Origin of the sequence: Oculatella sp. LEGE 06141 (genome assembly GCF_015207605.1) — a bacterium.
GTDB lineage: Bacteria > Cyanobacteriota > Cyanobacteriia > Elainellales > Elainellaceae > Oculatella.
The window spans coordinates 66,940-81,225 of the sequence record NZ_JADEWO010000002.1; the positions used below are offsets into that span (position 1 = coordinate 66,940).

The 14,286-nt window shown below is 51.7% G+C and carries 17 protein-coding genes; 9 read left to right on the top strand and 8 right to left on the bottom strand.

From position 1 onward, the window contains the following. Positions 1-288 precede the first annotated feature (288 nt). A complete protein-coding gene (locus tag IQ268_RS01875; protein WP_193874973.1) occupies positions 289-990 on the top strand; it encodes a Crp/Fnr family transcriptional regulator in 702 nt (233 codons plus the stop codon). Between the two features lie 175 nt (positions 991-1,165). Next, the gene (locus IQ268_RS01880; protein WP_370584634.1) at positions 1,166-1,762 is read left to right on the top strand and encodes a universal stress protein; all 597 of its coding nucleotides are present in this window, start codon (positions 1,166-1,168) and stop codon (positions 1,760-1,762) included. 182 nt (positions 1,763-1,944) lie between these two features. Here the strand turns inward: IQ268_RS01880 and IQ268_RS01885 are convergent, their stop codons facing one another. After that, the gene (locus IQ268_RS01885; RefSeq protein WP_193874977.1) at positions 1,945-2,919 is read right to left on the bottom strand and encodes an AEC family transporter; all 975 of its coding nucleotides are present in this window, start codon (positions 2,917-2,919) and stop codon (positions 1,945-1,947) included. 21 nt (positions 2,920-2,940) lie between these two features. Continuing rightward, a complete protein-coding gene (locus tag IQ268_RS01890; RefSeq protein ID WP_193874979.1) occupies positions 2,941-5,238 on the bottom strand; it encodes an IMS domain-containing protein in 2,298 nt (765 codons plus the stop codon). A 907-nt stretch (positions 5,239-6,145) separates the two neighbouring features. Here IQ268_RS01890 and pdhA point away from each other — a divergent pair. Next, a complete protein-coding gene (gene pdhA / locus IQ268_RS01895) occupies positions 6,146-7,174 on the top strand; it encodes a pyruvate dehydrogenase (acetyl-transferring) E1 component subunit alpha (protein ID WP_193874981.1) in 1,029 nt (342 codons plus the stop codon). Between the two features lie 219 nt (positions 7,175-7,393). After that, a complete protein-coding gene (locus IQ268_RS01900; RefSeq protein ID WP_193874983.1) occupies positions 7,394-7,651 on the top strand; it encodes a chlororespiratory reduction protein 7 in 258 nt (85 codons plus the stop codon). Positions 7,652-7,655: 4 nt separating this feature from the next. Here the strand turns inward: IQ268_RS01900 and IQ268_RS01905 are convergent, their stop codons facing one another. Next, positions 7,656-8,213, bottom strand: a complete 558-nt coding sequence (locus IQ268_RS01905; protein ID WP_193874985.1) for a DUF2854 domain-containing protein — start codon at positions 8,211-8,213, stop codon at positions 7,656-7,658. A gap of 54 nt (positions 8,214-8,267) precedes the next feature. Next, positions 8,268-8,411 carry a hypothetical protein gene (locus IQ268_RS01910; protein WP_193874987.1) on the bottom strand — a complete coding sequence of 48 codons (144 nt, stop codon included), beginning with the start codon at positions 8,409-8,411 and terminating at the stop codon, positions 8,268-8,270. Between IQ268_RS01910 and IQ268_RS01915 the strand changes: the two genes are divergently transcribed. Continuing rightward, the gene (locus IQ268_RS01915) at positions 8,410-8,595 is read left to right on the top strand and encodes a hypothetical protein (RefSeq protein ID WP_193874989.1); all 186 of its coding nucleotides are present in this window, start codon (positions 8,410-8,412) and stop codon (positions 8,593-8,595) included. The genes IQ268_RS01910 and IQ268_RS01915 overlap by 2 nt on opposite strands. 58 nt (positions 8,596-8,653) lie before the next feature. Here IQ268_RS01915 and IQ268_RS01920 read toward each other — a convergent pair whose 3' ends face one another. Continuing rightward, positions 8,654-9,058: a response regulator transcription factor gene (locus tag IQ268_RS01920; protein WP_193874991.1), complete on the bottom strand. Its 405-nt coding sequence runs from the start codon at positions 9,056-9,058 to the stop codon at positions 8,654-8,656. Positions 9,059-9,489: 431 nt separating this feature from the next. Between IQ268_RS01920 and IQ268_RS01925 the strand changes: the two genes are divergently transcribed. The 3 genes from IQ268_RS01925 to IQ268_RS01935 all read left to right on the top strand — a co-directional run bounded on the left by IQ268_RS01925 (position 9,490) and on the right by IQ268_RS01935 (position 11,164). Next, positions 9,490-9,819, top strand: a complete 330-nt coding sequence (locus tag IQ268_RS01925) for a 2Fe-2S iron-sulfur cluster-binding protein (protein ID WP_193874993.1) — start codon at positions 9,490-9,492, stop codon at positions 9,817-9,819. 74 nt (positions 9,820-9,893) lie between these two features. Beyond that, the gene (locus tag IQ268_RS01930) at positions 9,894-10,082 is read left to right on the top strand and encodes a hypothetical protein (RefSeq protein ID WP_193874995.1); all 189 of its coding nucleotides are present in this window, start codon (positions 9,894-9,896) and stop codon (positions 10,080-10,082) included. Further along, positions 10,079-11,164, top strand: a complete 1,086-nt coding sequence (locus tag IQ268_RS01935; protein WP_193874997.1) for a DUF3326 domain-containing protein — start codon at positions 10,079-10,081, stop codon at positions 11,162-11,164. The genes IQ268_RS01930 and IQ268_RS01935 overlap by 4 nt, the downstream gene beginning before the upstream one ends. Positions 11,165-11,166: 2 nt before the next feature. On the opposite strand, the gene IQ268_RS32695 is transcribed toward IQ268_RS01935, so the two are convergent. Continuing rightward, entirely contained in the window at positions 11,167-11,295 is a 129-nt protein-coding gene (locus IQ268_RS32695; protein WP_255527132.1) for a hypothetical protein, read from the bottom strand. 36 nt (positions 11,296-11,331) lie between these two features. Here IQ268_RS32695 and IQ268_RS01940 point away from each other — a divergent pair, with 36 nt between their 5' ends. Beyond that, positions 11,332-11,910, top strand: coding sequence for a CPBP family intramembrane glutamic endopeptidase (locus IQ268_RS01940; RefSeq protein ID WP_193874998.1), 579 nt, complete (start codon positions 11,332-11,334; stop codon positions 11,908-11,910). 18 nt (positions 11,911-11,928) lie between these two features. Here the strand turns inward: IQ268_RS01940 and IQ268_RS01945 are convergent, their stop codons facing one another. Further along, a complete protein-coding gene (locus IQ268_RS01945; RefSeq protein WP_228035008.1) occupies positions 11,929-12,186 on the bottom strand; it encodes a hypothetical protein in 258 nt (85 codons plus the stop codon). Between the two features lie 77 nt (positions 12,187-12,263). Next, positions 12,264-14,240, bottom strand: a complete 1,977-nt coding sequence (locus tag IQ268_RS33300; RefSeq protein ID WP_339383391.1) for a phosphodiester glycosidase family protein — start codon at positions 14,238-14,240, stop codon at positions 12,264-12,266. Between the last annotated feature and the right edge of the window lie 46 nt (positions 14,241-14,286).

Below are 14,286 nucleotides of genomic sequence, written 5' to 3' on the forward strand. Positions count from 1 at the left end.
ACGTCACGGCGTTCCCATACACCTACTCCACACGAATAGCGCCACAAAACTCACTGAACCAGCGAAATTTGGATTTTCTGTAAATCGAAATCTGACAACAAATTTACATTTCTTCTCAACTTTGGAAGACTCTAGGCTATGATTGCTTTGGGTTTTAGGGCAGGCTTACTCAGTAGGTTCGTCCCATGCCTTCATGAAAGCCGATTCGCTGCTGTCGGCTTCAATCGATGGGTTTAAAATCCACCAGGCAGCCCTTTCTGATTCCACCGTTTGGAGTGTTGAGACTCCATGCAAGATCGTTATAGCTCACGTGACTTTCGTGACAATTCGCTAATTCGAACGGCTCCATTTTTTGAGGGATTGCCCGATGTCATTGTAGAAAAAGCTATTACCCATGTTGTTACCCGTACACACCCGCCCAATCAGGTAATTTTGCTGGAAAATGATTGGGGCACTTCGGTTTACTTCATTTTGGAAGGCTGGGTCAAAATTCGTACCTACAACCTGGATGGCAAGGAGGTGACACTCAACATCTTAGGCAAAGGTGAACTCTTTGGCGAAATGGCTCCTCTAGAAGAAGTTCCTCGATCTACAGATGTAATTACGCTGGTTCCCACTGTGATTGGGAACATGCCTGCTTCAGATTTTGTGCAGCTAATTAACACAGAGCCGCAGGCGGGGATTCGGTTAGCTCAACTGATGGCTCGTCGATTGCGACAGGTTAATCGTCGGTTGCGCTTACGTGAATCAGATAGCATGTCCCGCGTCGCTGACATTCTGCTGTTTCTGGCAGATGGGCAAGGAAAGCGTAGTGAGCAGGGCATCGAAATTCCCAACCTGCCCCATCGAGAGCTAAGCAGCTTAAGCGGGTTGGCAAGAGAAACGGTCACACGTGTGCTGAGTAAGCTCGAGCGCAAGGGGTTGATTGTACGCGATCGTGAAACGCTCTGCATTCCCGACACAGCAGCCCTGGAGCGCATGTTGATCTAACGCCGCTACACCTTTGCTAGTGGGTGATTTATAAAGCACGGTCTGCTGATGGCACCATCAGCAGACCGTTGTTGTTTGTATCCATTGCTGCAAATCATCAAGGGTTGTTTCGATTTGTCAAACTTGTCTGTGAGGTGCGATAAGTTGATAAAAATAACCATTAGACAATCGTCTGGTGGATTCAAAACAATTCTGCCAGCATTGGGTTGGGGAGGACGGCAATCAAATGGGCTTTCAAAAGATTCTTGCTGCTCTAGATTACTCCCCCTTGTGTCAACTGGTGTTTGACCAAGCGCTAGAATTGGCCTTACGAAATCGAGCCAGGTTAATGCTGTTTCATTGCCTCAGTTCCGATCCGGTGGCGGGCCCGCCACCGTTTTCAGGTGAACTAGGGTTATCGCCCCGGTGGCTGAACCAGGCTTATCAGGCTCAATATGTGCATTTAGAGCAGCAAATTCAACAGACTCAGGCATTGCTAAACCGTTACTACGAGGTAGCGGTACAGCATGGTGTTGCTACCGAGTGCGACTATCGAATTGCCGAACCAGGTCAAGGGCTTTGCTTAGCGGCTAAACAGTGGGAAGCCAGTTTAATTGTTTTAGGAAGGCGCGGTCGCAGAGGTATTGCTGAGGTTTTATTTGGCAGTGTTAGTAATTATGTGCTGCACCATGCGTCGTGCGCCGTGTTAGTCATTCAACCGGACTCGATTCAGGCAGGTTCTTTGTCGGCAGAGGTGGTTAGCGCAGAAGAGACGGTTTCCTCAATCCTATAGTCAAAGGTAGTTCAGGACTGTCTGAGTTTAATGCTAAGCCAACCCACCTTGAGTCGCCCGTTTGAGGACTTCCCAGCCAATTCTGCTTTAAAGCCCGCCGGAATTGAAGAGTTTAGGGGCCAATGCAGACTGTTGAATCCTTCTTAGACATTCTCCTAAAAATTTTAAATTTGGTGGAAGAATTAACGACTGGGAAGCGGTTGCCCCCATAACAGGAGCCATAGAGGAATGGTGAGCAACAACAGCCCCGTAGTGAGGACGATGCTGCTGGCGATCGTTTCTCGGTCTAACTCGTATTCCTCCGCCAGAATTAACCCAGCAAAGGCCGTTGGCATTCCCGACATTAGCACCAATGCCAGACTTGGCTCGGCTGGAAGCTGAAGTAACCGAGTGGCCAAACCAACACCCGCTGGAAGGATAATCACCTTGAGAATGGCTGGAACGATCGCCAGTTTTAAGCTCTTCCAACCGTTGAGTTGGCTTAACCGCATTCCCATCAACAGGAGCGCAATGGGAATGACCACCCAGATTGAAGCGTGTAAGCTATCCTCCACCCGATCGGGCAACACGACAGATTGGGTGGCATATCCCAGAGCAAAGGCCCATAGGGACGGAACGGTTAAAACATCTCGCAGTTGCATCCACCAGCGATTGCTCTCCGACGATCGCCCAAAGTAGCTAGATAACACAACTCCGATGCCATAGGTGCCGATGATGTTGTGGGTGATGCTATAGAAGACAATCCAACTCACATACGGGTCGCTGACCAATGCAGGCGCGATCGCCAACCCCACAAAACCTGTGTTACCTAGCGTGGACGACAAGAGAAAACTGCCCTGGCGCGATCGGTCTTCCCAGATGGACGGGGCATCTGTTGCTGAAGCAGGCTGCGAAACCCGTCTGAGGCTCTGTAGGCTGAGCCATGCCAACCCCAAACCACCCAACAGAGCCGCTATGGTAACTATAGGTGCAATGCCAATATTCCTGGCAAAATGAGTTTGGCGAGCCAGCGCCAGAACTTCTAGCGGAATCCCCACCCAATACAAGCCCCGTCCCAACAAGCGAGGTAAACCATCGGGCAGGAAACGAAAGAGTAGCAGCCCTAAGCCAGACCAAACGAGCAATGGAACGTAGGCATGAACCAGAGTCTCTGTCATGCGGCAGCCAGGGAGAGAAGTCTATTCCAGCACGCTAGCGGATATGCTTTGAATCTGCCATCGCCCTGCCTCGCGTACCAGGTCATATTGAACCTGTAAACTGTCTTCTGCCGATGAACTGGGTTGACCATCTTGATAACTAGAGGAGGATTCGGTCACTTCTGCTTCAACTTGAGCCGCATCAGGATTATCCTCAGAGGTTTCTACTGATGTCACTTCTAGTTTGGGATAGTCGTATGTCCAGTATTCATTGCGCTGCTGGGCTTCCTCTGCCCGGGCTTGCCATTGCGTCAAAACGGCACCCGTCAAAATCTGGGAGAGCGGTTCAGTGTTGTGCTCTTCGCCCATTGCTGCCGACTTTGCATCTAGCCAGGATTGAATCACCGCTTGTGCAGTCGTTTCGGTTAAGGGAGCCGTTGGGTCGGTGCTTTCTGCCTGTTGAGCCGCAGGATCAGGAATGGGCACAGGCGGTTGATCGAGCTGAATCTGAAGCTGTTCACCTTCTAATGAGGGGCCAGGTGCTACAACTCCGCCCAGCCAGCTCAAGGTGCGGTTCGCCAAAACGGCAAATAGACCAATGCCAAGCACGCCAAGGGCAAGCAAAAACAGCAGGCGATCGAGCCGAGGCGCACGACGACCGCTCCCGGAACGCCGGGATGGGGTCGGGTCAAGCGGTGGTACCCGCAGATTTGTAGCTGAAGACGGACGTGCCCGGTCTAGCGTTGGAGTTGGCGCTTCTCCTGTTGCATGTCGCCGCCGCCCAGAGCCAGAATCGCCATTGCCTAAACGACCTTCTGGGGACAGTTGAGATACCCGCTCGGCGGCTGGCATGGCGGTTGTGGTGGCCGCGTTACTGTTAAGCGGTGGCTCAATGGTTGCAGTCGAGCCATTCCTGTAATTGGGTAGATTGGCTGCCTGCTCAGCCGCCGCCGATCGCACATTGTTAACGCTAATGGGCGATCGGCGGCTGGCTGGCTGGCCATAGACCACCGACGATTGGGTCGGTGCCCACTGATTGGCTTCCGGTTCGTTGGGCAGTTCTTCCAGGTAAGCCTGCACCTGCTCATCCGCAAAATATTCTTTCAAGGAAGATTGGTGCTTGGCGAGATCGCGGAAGTGGGTAAACACCTCGTTTTGTAGCCAGCGCTCCCCATACAAGCAGAGACCGGGTAAGAGGTCTGGCGATCCCTGGGAATGCTCTCGAATAAAGGCTAACGACTCGTACTCCTGACTGAGTTCTAGGGCGCGACTGGCTTCTTCGGTTTGCCCTAATAACAACGCACAAACAGCTTGTTCTAGATGCACATCCTGGCGAGTCCCCAGGCGAATGAGCATCAGCTTGGCACGTCGGATCAATGCAGGTTGCCGCTGAGCAAACCCACGAGCCAGCAAGGCATAAACCGCCAAATAGGTAGCAACAGCAGACGGGCGGCGAGCTTCTGCCTCAAACAGTACCTGCTGCTCGGCTGCCGTCAAATAGCTGCGTAGCTGCTGAATAAACCGCAGAAAATCGTCTACGCTTAGCCCGGACTGGTCGTCCCCTGTTCCATCAATGCCGCCTCGGTCTTGCAGCATATCTTGCAGCAGCGCCAGACCTTTCTGTCGCTCTGCCTCGTGCGATTCGGGCAATGCAACCAACTCTAGAATTCGATAGGGGCGTAGTTTAAACAGATCAGCTTGCATTTCACCTCGGAGGCTAGCAAAAATGCCTTCTCGTAGCAGCAGTTCTTGTCCGGTTTCGAGCGATTCCGCAGCGTTTTCATACTGCCCTTGTTGCCATTGCTCGCGCCCTAGTTCCAGGCACGCAAGAGCAACCGTTAAAACAATATCAGATAAGACAATATCTGGCTCACCAAATCGTCCATTTTTGAGACTAGCGCTGCCGCTGCTCAGGTAAGGACGACCCAACCGCAACACCAGCTCATATTCTCCTAGTTCTAACAAGATGAGGAGCGCACCCACCAACTGATGATCCTGGATCTCGATATTTGGTGTGTAGGGATCGGCCAGCGGGTCGAGCAGGGTGTCTCGTGTGGCTTGTCCAGTGGTTTTGCCCTCTAGCGTCGCTTCGGGGGGGCGGTTTGGCTCTAACTCATACGACTTAGATAGGAAACTGGTGTCGTAGGCCTGGCGCTGCTCAGCATCACAAAGGACAGCATACGCTTCGTCTAACAGTTGCTTTCGGGCGACGATCGCCGCTTCCGAAAACTCGCGTCGGGGAAGTTGCAAGGTGCGATCGCGGTGCGCCTGCTGTAACTGTTCAGTCGTGGACTGAATCGGTAAACCTAGAATTCGGTAATAATCAAGCGGAATTTTCACGATCCACTTCCCCAACAACGATCGACTCAACTCGCCAAGAACATTGCACGTTGATGCTTAACAATTCAGCTTTCCTACCACAACAGGTCGCGTTGTAGTGGAATTTACTCATCAGCATAGACAAAAAGCTGCCAAACTTAACACGAGTTTTAAAGATTTAGAAAATTAATTTTAGATCTAGTCGCATTTGCAACGGTCGCGCCGAGCTAGTCAGGAGGGCAGAAGCCGCTGCACGGATGTACAGTTCCGAACTAGGTAGATACGCCTGACGCTGGGCATCAATTTGACCAGAGGCTCTACAGGTAAGCTGTAAACAGGGTTTAGTGAAACGGAAGAGTTACAGTCCTCCAACCGACTACAGCCATTAGATTTGGCACCCCTGGACAACTTACTTTATCAACCTTTATCAACATGCCCTATTCCGATTTAAGTTGCCACTATATCAAGCACTGGGTATGGAGTAGTTGAAGATGATACAAAATAAATTTATCTAAAAGTGGACATTTGAAACATAACGGTGCTGAAGACTGGGTTGCAATACGCGATCGCCCTCTGTTTGTGGCTGCCATGCTGGATATTGTGTCTGCTTTATCGATGAACCCTTAATGTTGTGACCTGCTTCATTCGAAGATTTAGAGAGCGATTCGAGTTGCAATCAACCCCTTTAAAGCAACCCCCTTAAAGCGTCCTCTCAGTATTGGGATTGAAGAAGTTGTCTCATAGTTGAGCATTGTTACTCAGTGTGAGACTATGAATGTCTGACGATACTCCCATTCTAAATTTGGTGTCCCTGAGGTCTTAAGGCTAAGATTCTAAGGACGCAGCTTGAACATTTGAGTTGCCCCAACGGATGGCCGCTCAAGGTTCCTTGTTCACTTAGTGCACTGTTGAAGGATACTGCAAACCGATGGTTCAAGAACGGACACTGCCAGAATTTCCAACGGCGTTGGCTTCCATCACCCGCGAAGAAGGGTTGGTGGTTTATGAAGATATGATCCTGGGGCGATTCTTCGAAGATAAGTGCGCTGAGATGTACTACCGGGGCAAAATGTTTGGTTTTGTCCATTTGTACAACGGTCAGGAAGCCGTTTCTTCTGGCGTAATTAAGGCGATGCGCTCAGATGATTACGTTTGCAGCACCTACCGAGATCATGTTCATGCGCTGAGTGCGGGTGTTCCAGCACGCAACGTTATGGCAGAACTGTTTGGTAAAGCCACGGGTTGCAGCAAAGGGCGCGGTGGTTCAATGCACTTGTTTTCAGCAGAGCACAATTTGCTGGGCGGCTTTGCGTTTGTTGCAGAAGGAATTCCGGTGGCAACGGGGGCTGCGTTTCAAACAAAGTATCGACGCGAAGCGCTGGGAGATGAGACGGCAGATCAGGTGACGGCCTGCTTTTTTGGTGATGGAGCGGCCAATAACGGACAGTTCTTTGAGTGCCTGAACATGGCCGCACTCTGGAAGTTGCCCATTCTTTTTGTTGTGGAAAACAATAAGTGGGCAATTGGGATGGCACACGAGCGAGCTACCTCGCAACCTGAAATCTACAAAAAAGCCAGCGTCTTTGGTATGCCGGGGTTTGAGGTTGATGGGATGGATGTGTTGGCTGTGCGGTCGATCGCGCAGGAGGCTGTTGCTCGTGCCCGTGCAGGGGAAGGCCCAACCCTCATTGAAGCGCTAACCTACCGTTTCCGGGGGCACTCGTTAGCTGACCCAGATGAAATGCGCTCTAAAGCTGAAAAAGAAGTCTGGTTTTCGCGCGATCCAATTAAGAAGTTTGCGGCCTACCTGACTGAACAAAACCTGGTGCAGCACGACGAATTGTTGGACATTGAACGCCGCATTCAGTCTGTAATTGATGATGCGGTTCAGTTTGCCCAAAGTAGTGCTGAACCCGATCCAAGCGAGCTGTACCGCTACATTTTTGCAGAGGACTAGCGCTTTGGACAATTCAGGCCGCTTCTGCGAGAACCAGTACGGCTTGATGGGCTAATTCCTCTCGATGAGGCATTGATCGTGCTTTAAGCCGTCGAGGACTGAACCCCAGTCCTCGATTTTTTGGTGCCAACCGGGTGGGTTTAGGCCAATGGCTTGATGGTTTAAAGGGGTATCTTTCTCTATCCTGTTAGCTGGTTAGTCGTCAACCAAGGAGTCCTTATGCCTGATCCCATGATGTATCAGGAAGATGCTTACGTTTTGCTGGAGACAAACCAGCCGGAGCAGTTTTTGACACCAGAAGAACTGTTTGCCAAGCTCAGATCGGTGCTGGCAGACCGTCAGGATGATCTACCCAGGGACTTGCAGCAATTGTCGGATTTGGATGCTCAAACTCAGTACTTGATGGAAACGTCGTGTGAGTTTGATATTGGCCCTGGACAGTTTTTGCAGTGGTATGTGGTTCGATTGGAGAAATAACCAGTCAGGCGATCGCCTCTGGTGCGGCAATCAAAGCTACGACAACCCGGTCTGTTTGCGGCTGCTTTAAGGTTACATGCAGTCCGGGGCCAAAAAAGCGCTCTATTTTATCTTGCTTCTTTTGCCACTCCTCAAAGCTAATGAGGGGCGACTCAAATTCCAGTACCAAAGCATACTGACCGTCGATCGCCTCTTCCCAAATGGCCTGGAGCAGGGGGCGTTCTTCGTCGGTTGGGCTTAACCCCAGATAGCTCAAAGATGTGTCTAAATGGGCTTCTTGCCCATACCGAAACCGAGTAACGTCCTTGCGGATCTGGTTTTGGGTTGAAGTCGCCTGCTGTTCTCGTAGGGCTTCAACTGGGGGCGAGGTGGGCTGTGCGAAAGGAACTGGTTTCAGTTCGGATGCTTTTAGGGCTAAACCACCCAGCAAGATCGGAATGCCGTAAAAGAAACCGACCAGGTTAAGAGTTGGGTTTCCGGAAAAATAGGCGGCAAAGCCCATGACTGACAAAATGCCACCCACCGCTAACCCTAACGTTCCCAGAGAGATTTGACGTAACATTATAAAAGCTCAACAAATTACTTGATTATTATCTCTGTCTTTGCTGAGCTACGGTTACCTTGCTGCTGCGATCGGGCACGACGGCCAACGGAGAAATCCCTGGATTGGAGCCAAGCCTTTGCTATCCTGCCTGGGATGAACGGGCATGGCGATCGCAGCAGCAGAAATTTCAAAGCAAGCCAACGGAGTCTGTTGCATGTTAGATCCTCAAACCCTTCGAGAGCGCATTCTGCTCATCGAAGGCAAGCGCGAATCGTTAGTGAAGTTGTTAGAACAGCCCGATCTTGGAACCTTGAGAATTGATGTCAATCAAGCGCTGGAAGAGATCGACGACTTGATTGAAGAGTTTAAGCGCACCTTTCCTGATGCTGAAACGAACTAAGTGCTAGTCAGGTGCTAACGAAAACAGCCTCGTTGACTGTGTTACACAGCCGACGGGGCTATTCTTTTGCTTTCAAGCGGCTTTCGCCTTGCTTCATCACAATTTCGATTAATTCCTGGACTGGGATTCCTTTCTCGCAAAAAGCGTCAATTTGAGCCGTCTGAATCATCACCTCAATTTGAGGATCTTGCACCGACGAATAGGCCACAATTCGAGTATGTGGATGTTGGCTCTTGATCTGGTTAGAGGCACTTAGCCCATCCACAATTGGCATCTGGAGATCCAGAATGACAACATCAGGACGGTACTGCTCAACCATCTCGACTGCCTCACGGCCATTACTCGCTAGCCCAACAAGGTCAATATTGGTGTGCTTTTGCAAGGCAAGCTTTAGACTGAAACGAACGAGTTCATGGTCGTCAGCTACGAGAACGCGAAGACATTGGCTTTCATGGTGCGGCATTGTAAACAGTAGGTAAGCAGGTTTAGGCGACTCTTCGTTAGTTTAATAATTCTGAAGCTAAATCCCATCTATCATTCGAGCGAACCCCTAGCTTGAACTGGACTTCAAGCTCTTCAGCCTCTCAACGGATGGCTTTAACCTCTTTTCGGTTTCTGTTTGGTTGAGGTTCATCTCTGGATGGAATGCAGAACGGGAATGGTATCCTGATTAACTGCGTGTTTGACTTGAATAGTGTGTCTAACTTGTCTATGGGGTGAAGCTCTACAAACCGAAATCATAAACTGAAATCAATCCTGTCCTCTAAATACTCAAGTACATGTCAAGGCTAGGGTTAACTACAAGCCGCTAAGCAGGTATTCATGAAACAATAGAAGTCGGTTATTTTGTAGAGCAATTTTTTTTGACCAGGTTTTTAATCAATAGTACAGCTTATGTCTAGGTCTTACACGGTCGAAATTCAGCATCAGGGAAGCACTCATACGCTCAGCGTACCGGAAAACCAAACCATCTTAGCCGCTGCCCTGGATGCAGGGGTCGAATTACCCTATTCTTGCAGTGCTGGCGTTTGTACAACCTGTGCGGCTCAAGTGGTAGAAGGAGTGGTAGACCAGGACGATGCGATGGGAATTGGGGCTGATGCTCGTGAGCAAGGCTACGCTTTGCTGTGTGTTGCCTTCCCACGCTCTGATCTCAAAATTGAGACTGAGAAAGAAGAGGTCGTTTACAACCTACAGTTTGGTCAGTTCCAGCAGCGAAAATAGCGGTGGCAACTGTGGCTCGAATCTGCTTCTCTTTTTTGTTTTGTCAAAATGCTAGCCTTACCCAGAGTTTCCTTATGACTACCCATTTCATTACGGCTGAAATTGAGCTGCAATCTTCTCCACGCGCCCTAGAGGAAGCCATTATTCAGACCTTGCAACAGCAAGGCGAACCTCTGCGTTGGGCGATTACTGCGATCGACTCTGAGCGGCAAACGGCTCAGGTTGAAGCCGTTGTTGTTACGAAGTCGGGTCAGGCCAGTTGAGTCAGCGACCGTATACTGCCGTTTTAATTGTTCCTACTGGAATTGGGGCTGCCATTGGGGGCTATGCCGGGGATGCCCTACCCGTTGCCCGAGCGATCGCCCAGGTGGTCGATCGGCTCATTACCCATCCCAACGTGTTGAATGGGGCACAGCTTTACTGGTCATTACCCAACGCTTTCTACGTTGAGGGATATGGTCTGGATCGGTTTGCGTCTGGTCGATGGGGGCTGAGACCGGTTCATCAAAACCGGATTGGCCTGATCTTAGACCAGGCGATTGAACCAGACTTGCGCTTGAGGCATCTCCAGGCCGCAGATGCCGCTCGCTCGACCCTGGGTTTGACGTTGACCGACTACATCGTGACGGATGCTCCATTGGGTGTAGAACTGCAAACGGCGGACTCTGGGGCGACATGGGGAACGATTCGACATCCAGATAGCTTACTGCGAGCTGCTGATAAGCTAATTGCTGCGGCTGGGGCAGAGGCGATCGCGGTAGTAGCTCGCTTCCCCGACGACCTGGGTAGTGAAGCGCTGCAATCTTACCGTCATGGTCAGGGCGTAGATCCATTGGCTGGGGCAGAGGCAGTCATTAGCCACCTGGTGGTTCAGGCGTTTCAGATTCCCTGTGCCCATGCCCCGGCACTGTTGCCGCTGCCGCTTGATGCAGAATTGTCTCCCCGCTCGGCGGCTGAGGAGTTGGGGTACACCTTTCTCCCCTGCGTCTTAGTGGGGCTAAGCCGTGCGCCGCAGTTTGTGATCGGTGCTGCCACTCGACCAGAGGATGTTTGGGCGGAACAGGTGGATGCGGTGATCGTGCCAGCCACCGCCTGTGGGGGCAGTGCGGTGTTGCATTTGAGCCAGTCGGCTCAAGTGGTTACAGTGGCCGATAACCAAACGCGGATGCGAGTGACCGCAGAGAGTTTAGGCATATCTGCCCTGCAAGTCGATTCGTACCTGGAGGCGATCGGCGTTTTGGTAGCCCACCGGGCAGGGATCAGCATCAGCGCGTTGCGGCCTGAAGCAACGCAACTTCAGCCGTTCGTTGAAAAATCGCTGCTAACCCGACTGGGTAGATGTTAGCCTTAGACCACACAGCGTTTGCCCTGTGAGCCATGCTGTTGATATAGCCTGAAGCGCTTCACCTGGATGGCGATCGCTCTATCTTGAACGGGCAACCGGCACAAACGAACAATCCAGTAAGGACGCGCCAATCAAGAATCGTTCAATAATGTTTTGCGGGGTTGATTGTGACTGAACAGCTTCCAAACCAGCCTCAAGTCGAACCTCTATCTCGAGTGCAAATCCTGGCTGCTATGGGTTTAACCGCCGTAGTGTTGCTGCTGGTGGCTCGTGCGTGGATGGTACTCGATGCGGTTGCACTGCTCTCTGTAAACTGGGTATGGACTGATTTACTCCTTGGCGCAGCGATCGGCTTGGGGATCACGGGTGCAAGCTCCATCGTTTACCGACTGTGGGAGTCGTATCGCCGCAGCGCTGATTTTTATCTGGCGCTGATCTTAAAACCGTTAACCTGGACAGATTTGATTTGGTTGGGCTTATTACCGGGGTTAAGTGAAGAGCTTTTGTTTCGAGGGGTAATGTTACCAGCCCTGGGGTTTAATCTTCTCGCTGTCATAATCTCTAGCGTTTGTTTTGGGGTGTTGCACTTCAGTGGCTCGCAACAGTTACCCTACGTGATTTGGGCAACCGTCATTGGAGCCGTGCTGGGAGTTAGCGCTTTGGCGACTGGAAATTTAATGGTGCCTATCCTGGCGCACGTTACCACTAATCTGGTGTCTGGCTTGATGTGGAAATTTGACCGTTGAGATTTGGGTGGGCTCCGGTCACTGAATTCGTCGCACACAGCCATCCTGGATCGCGTCTCGCAAGATGTCTAGCAGGGTGCGATCGCGCGGAGTCAAATTGCCGTCAACGACAATGCGTTTGATGTGTGATTCGACAGCAGGAGACAGTTCGCCAACGGCAAGGGCAGACCGAACACAGTACTCCAAATAATGGGGTTCAGGTTGGCTAGGGTTCAGGCTTGGCATGGCGAGTATACCCGTGCGGGGGGAGAGGAACAGGTATAAATCCAAACCCATTGATAGCGATTCCTGAAACCATACACAGAGACGCTCCAATGGGGGCGTCTCTAGCGAATCAAACCTTGAGGTGCTGGCTAGGGTCTAATTCGCGCCAGGTTAGGCTGCATAAACACACCAATGCCGTTATGCACCCGTGCTGCGGTGCGGGGCGATCGATCCAGCAGTTGCCCACCCAGATAAAGCGTAGTTGAACTGCCACCATCCAGGTTGAGAGCATGAACAGTGCCCAACCGCTGCATAATTTGGGCAATTTCATTAAGGGTGGGGCCTGCGCCTGTACCGTTGATGCGACGGTGAACAGAAACCAGAATGAGATTGCCATCGGGCAGTACCCCGATCGCGCTACGAGCGGCTGCTTGTTGAATAAAGGCAGGCGTAAACTGCTCCGCCTCTGCGTTGAGAACAATCTGCCGATTTTGCACCAGCAGAGGCCCCGCTCCCATCACCTGCGGAAATCGGCTGAACTCTGAAGGAGAGGTCACGGTTTCAACCTGGACAGTGGTGCCGACAGGCAGGGCACTGGCGGCGGCTCCGTTTGCTCGAACCACAACCAGGTAGCCGTTGCTCGGAATTGGAATCGATCGCTGTCCGGCTACTCCGCTGGGCTGCTGGCTGCTCACCTGATTGTTTTGCACGGTAACAATCACCTCATCGTTCAGAATGGGGGTGTAACTTCCTCCCCAGTCGGGCGTATAACGGGCAACGCCCGCTCGGACATAACCGCTGTTGAGCAGCAATACGGGTAAGCGTTGTCCGGTTGAGGTGGTTAAGCTTTCCTGGATACTGAGGCGACCTGCGGTGACATCACCAAAGTCATTCCAGGCGATCGCCCCCCGGTTTAAAATCGGCCCAGAGATCCAGCGGTTGTCTACTCGAATGGCACCCAACGGCAATTGATTGTTGCGGTTAAAGAAACCCGCATTAATCGCGGCAACCGCCTGTTGCTGTTGAGCAGTGGTGAGCAATGGTGCCGTTCCCATCGCCGCATTAGGATTGCTAGTAATGGGCTTGAGCGCAATCCCTGGTTGGCGCGGATTCACCACCAACGACACCACTGGAAACACGAAATTGCCAACGCCAACATTTTGTTGTCGCCAGCGAATACCGGGTGCCCATGCTATATCTCGCTCTACCATCGAGTCAGACCGAATATCAATAATGAGCCGATTGGGGTTGGGCAGCGTCCACACTCGAGGGCGAAGATTCGTGCCCATTCGAATCACGGTTTGGTTGCCGTTTGCCGCTACGTTTAACGAGGTGAGACGAGTTCCTGGGATAGGGCGGAAGTTTTGCACCATGGCCGGAGCGATCGCCCCATTGATTGTAACGATCGCTTCTTGCCCCTGTTCGCTCACCTGCCAGGGGGTTGCACGATCTAAATCGACCACAATGCGATCGCCCCAGTCTTGCCGTCCCTGCCGCACACCAACTACCCGCGTAGCAGGGGTATTAATTTGCAGGGCGTTTCCTCTAGCCTGCACTTGCCACCCCGCTTGTTGTGCCAGTTGAGTGATATCTAGATAGCGAGATTGGCTGGTCAGCCAACTCTCTAGCACTAGCGGCTGTGTAGACGGCTCGGAAAACCATTGCACGGGTTGTCGGGTTGCGTCAGTTGTGTTTAGCAAATCCACCCCAACGGTTTGCATTAGTCCTGAATCGCTGATGCCAATACTTTGCTGGCGTTGGCTCCAGGCGGCAGGCAGGGTTTGCCCATTGAGAATAATTTGATTTCCTTGTGCCACCAATACGGGTGGAATGGCTTGTGCCAGCGTTGGTAGCCAGGACAGTTTGAGCGAAGCCGACTGCAAGGTTTGGGTCTGGATGGGTTCTGCAATTCCCTTCGGCGCAGATAAATGAAGAGCCGTTGCCAGGGCAACCAGGGTGATGACCAAAAGACGCTGGTATTTGGTAGAAATAGCGTGTAATCGTCGTAGACGTTGTTGAAACTGTAGTTGACGTTGGGCTTGACGTTGGGCTTGACGTATTGCCCGGTGGTGGGCACGTCGTTGAGCATGTCGATCGCCCGATCGACGTTGGGGACGAATGACCACAGAACTCAGCAGGACGAGGAGGAACAATGACGGTCACTCTCAGGAT

Coding starts and splice junctions, on each gene's coding strand:
- IQ268_RS01945 (WP_228035008.1), bottom strand. CDS start 12,186: ATGGGTTTGGATTTATACCTGTTCCTCTCCCCCCGCACGGGTATACTC.
- IQ268_RS01875 (WP_193874973.1), top strand. CDS start 289: ATGCAAGATCGTTATAGCTCACGTGACTTTCGTGACAATTCGCTAATT.
- IQ268_RS01925 (WP_193874993.1), top strand. CDS start 9,490: ATGTCTAGGTCTTACACGGTCGAAATTCAGCATCAGGGAAGCACTCAT.
- IQ268_RS01915 (WP_193874989.1), top strand. CDS start 8,410: ATGTTAGATCCTCAAACCCTTCGAGAGCGCATTCTGCTCATCGAAGGC.
- IQ268_RS01920 (WP_193874991.1), bottom strand. CDS start 9,058: ATGCCGCACCATGAAAGCCAATGTCTTCGCGTTCTCGTAGCTGACGAC.
- IQ268_RS01900 (WP_193874983.1), top strand. CDS start 7,394: ATGCCTGATCCCATGATGTATCAGGAAGATGCTTACGTTTTGCTGGAG.
- pdhA (WP_193874981.1), top strand. CDS start 6,146: ATGGTTCAAGAACGGACACTGCCAGAATTTCCAACGGCGTTGGCTTCC.
- IQ268_RS01930 (WP_193874995.1), top strand. CDS start 9,894: ATGACTACCCATTTCATTACGGCTGAAATTGAGCTGCAATCTTCTCCA.
- IQ268_RS01905 (WP_193874985.1), bottom strand. CDS start 8,213: ATGTTACGTCAAATCTCTCTGGGAACGTTAGGGTTAGCGGTGGGTGGC.
- IQ268_RS01910 (WP_193874987.1), bottom strand. CDS start 8,411: ATGCAACAGACTCCGTTGGCTTGCTTTGAAATTTCTGCTGCTGCGATC.
- IQ268_RS01885 (WP_193874977.1), bottom strand. CDS start 2,919: ATGACAGAGACTCTGGTTCATGCCTACGTTCCATTGCTCGTTTGGTCT.